Source organism: Actinoallomurus acaciae, assembly GCF_042429965.1.
GTDB lineage: Bacteria > Actinomycetota > Actinomycetes > Streptosporangiales > Streptosporangiaceae > Actinoallomurus > Actinoallomurus acaciae.
Window position 1 is genome coordinate 1 of record NZ_JBHLZP010000633.1, and the last position, 3,143, is coordinate 3,143.

General features: G+C 75.6%; 2 protein-coding genes. Both read left to right on the forward strand.

Annotated features, from left to right (window positions below):
• On the forward strand, positions 1-1,324 hold a 1,324-nt coding region (locus ACFFNX_RS43775), incomplete at its 5' end, for a type I polyketide synthase (RefSeq protein ID WP_378212158.1).
• A gap of 64 nt (positions 1,325-1,388) precedes the next feature.
• Positions 1,389-3,143, forward strand: a 1,755-nt coding sequence (locus tag ACFFNX_RS43780; RefSeq protein ID WP_378212160.1) for a type I polyketide synthase, incomplete at its 3' end; no start/stop codon positions are given.

A 3,143-nucleotide genomic window follows, 5' to 3' on the forward strand; every position in this document is an offset into this window, starting at 1 on the left:
CCCGCACTCGGCCGCGGACGCCAGGGCGTCGCTGCCGCGGGTCATCGCCTCGGGCGAACCCGAGGTCGAACTCCGTGCCGGCCGCGCCCACGTTCCCCGGCTCGCGCACGCCGGCACCGGCACGGACGCCCGGAGGCCTCTCGACCCGAACGGGACGGTGCTGGTCACGGGCGGCACCGGAACGCTGGGCGGCCTCGTCGCGCGCCACCTGGTGGAGACGCACGGCGTCCGTGAACTCCTCCTGGCCGGCCGCCGCGGTCTCGCCGCCCCCGGCGCGGACGAGCTGTTCGCCGAGCTGAGCGACGCCGGGGCCGGGGTGACCATCTCGGCCACCGACGCCTCGGACCGGGACGCGTTGGCGGAGGTGCTGGCGGCGATACCCACCGAGCATCCGCTGACGGCCGTCGTCCACGCGGCCGGGGTCCTGGACGACGCGTTGCTGGAGGACCTCGATCCGCGACGGCTCGCCACGGTGTTCGGGCCCAAGGCGGACGCGGCCTGGAATCTGCACGAGCTGACCCGCGACCTGGACCTCGCCGCGTTCGTCCTCTTCTCCTCCGGCGCCGGCGTCTTCGGCAACGCGGGCCAGGCCGGCTACGCGGCGGCCAACGGGTTCCTGGACGGGCTGGCCCGGCTGCGGCGCGCCGAAGGGCTTCCCGCCGTGTCTCTCGCGTGGGGACTGTGGTCGCAGGCGAGCGGCATGACCGGCCACCTCGGCGAGGCGGGGCTGGGCAGGCTGGCCCGCGGCGGCCTCGTAGGTCTCTCCACGGCGGAGGGGCTGGCCCTGTTCGACGCCGCCCTCGGCGCGGAGGACGCGGTCGTCGTTCCGGCGAGGTTCGACCTTGCCGCGCTGCGGTCCCTCGCCGCCGCCGGTGACCTGCCGCCCGTCCTGCGCCACCTGGTCCGCGCACCTCGTGCCACCCCGCGGCCGGTCACCGGCGAGCGCACCGAGTCCTTCGCCGAACGGCTCGCCGGGCTGTCCGCGGCGGAGCGGACGAACACGACGCTGGAGCTGGTCCGGCGGAACGCGGCCGCCGTCCTGGGGCACTCCACCCCGGACGCGATCGGTGCGGCACAGGCGTTCAGGGAGCTCGGGTTCGACTCCCTCGCGGCGGTCGAGCTGCGCAACCGGCTCGCCAGGGCGGCGGGCGTACGGCTGCCCGCCACCCTCGTCTTCGACCACCCGACCCCGGCCGAGCTGGCCCGGCGGCTGCTGGCGGAACTCGTGCCGGAACCGCCCGGAGAGCCGGACGGCATCGCCGCGGCGATCGCCGAGATGAACGTCGACGACCTGGTGGAACGGGCTCTGGGAGGGAACCGATGACCGAGCGGAACGAGGGTGCCGAAAGGCACGGTCCCCTGGTCGCTCCCCCGGCGAAGGAGGGCTCATGACCGACGACCGCGTCGTCCGGGCGTTGCGGGCCGCGCTGGTCGAGGGCGAGCGGCTGCGGCGGGAGAACGACCGGCTCAAGAGGGCCGCCGGGGACCCGATCGCCATCGTCGCGACGGCGTGCCGGCTGCCCGGCGGGGTCGCCTCGCCCGAGGACCTGTGGGAGCTGGTGTCGCAAGGACGGGAGGGGCTGTCGCCCTTCCCGGCCGACCGGGGCTGGAACCTCGACGCGCTCTTCGCCGCGGGCCCCGGCCGGCCGGGCACCTCGTACGTGAGACAGGGCGGGTTCCTGCACGACGCCGGGGCGTTCGACGCCGCGCTGTTCGGGATCTCGCCGCGCGAGGCGCTGGCCATGGACCCCCAGCAGCGGCTCATGCTCGAGATCTCCTGGGAGGTGCTCGAACGCGCGGGTCTCGCCCCCACGTCGCTGCGCGGCGAGCGCGTCGGCGTCTTCACCGGGGTGATGTACCACGACTACGCGACGACCCTCGCAGAGGTACCGGGCGACCTCGAAGGGTTCCTCGGCACCGGGACGTCGGGCAGTGTGGTGTCCGGCCGGGTCTCCTACACGTTCGGGTTCGAGGGCCCGGCGCTGTCGATCGACACCGCCTGTTCGTCCTCGCTGGTGGCCGTGCACCTGGCGGCGCGCGCCCTGCGCGACGGCGAATGCGAACTCGCGCTCGCCGGAGGCGTCGCGGTCATGGCGCGGCCGTCGCCGTTCGTCGAGTTCTCCCGGCAGCGCGGCCTCGCCCCCGACGGCCGCTGCAAGGCGTTCGCCGACGCGGCGGACGGCACCGGCTGGGCCGAGGGCGCGGCGGTCCTCCTCCTGGAACGCCTGTCGGACGCCCGCCGCAACGGGCATCCCGTGCTGGCGCTGGTACGCGGCAGCGCCGTCAACCAGGATGGCGCGTCCAACGGCCTCACCGCGCCGAACGGACCGTCCCAGCAGCGCGTCATCCGCGCCGCGCTGGACGCCGCGGGCCTGACCCCGGGCGACGTGGACGCCGTCGAGGGCCACGGAACCGGTACCCCGCTGGGCGACCCGATCGAGGCCCAGGCGCTCCTGGCGACCTATGGACGTGATCGGCCGGCCGATCGGCCGCTGTGGCTGGGCTCGCTGAAGTCCAACATCGGGCACGCGCAGGCCGCGGCCGGAGCCGCGGGGATCATCAAGGTGGTGGAGGCGCTCCGGCACGGCGTCCTGCCCGCGACTCTGCACGTGGACGCGCCGTCCTCCCAGGTCGACTGGGAGGACGGCGCGGTCCGGCTGCTCACCGAGCGGCAGGAGTGGCCCGATCCGGGCCGCCCTCGCCGGGCCGGGGTGTCCTCGTTCGGTGTGAGCGGCACCAACGCACACGTGATCATCGAGCAGGCCGCCGCGCGTGACGACCCCGGGACCACGTCCACACCCCCGGCACAGCAACCGTGGGAACTCTCCGGCGCGACGCCGGACGCGCTGCGGGCCCAGGCCGCGCGGCTCGCCTCGTTCGTGGAGGAACGTCCCGGGCTGGAGCCCGGCGCCGTCGCCCTGTCCCTGGCGACCGGCAGAGCGGCCCTCGCGCACCGTGCCGTCGTGGTGGCGGCCGACCGGGACGAGGCCCTGACCGGGCTGCGCGCGGTGGCGGCGGGAGAGCCCGCGCCGACGGCGGTGACGGGCGTCGCGGACGTCGAGGGCAGGACGGTCTTCGTGTTTCCGGGTCAGGGGGCGCAGTGGTCGGGGATGGGGGTCGCGTTGGCGGCCGAGTCTGGGGTG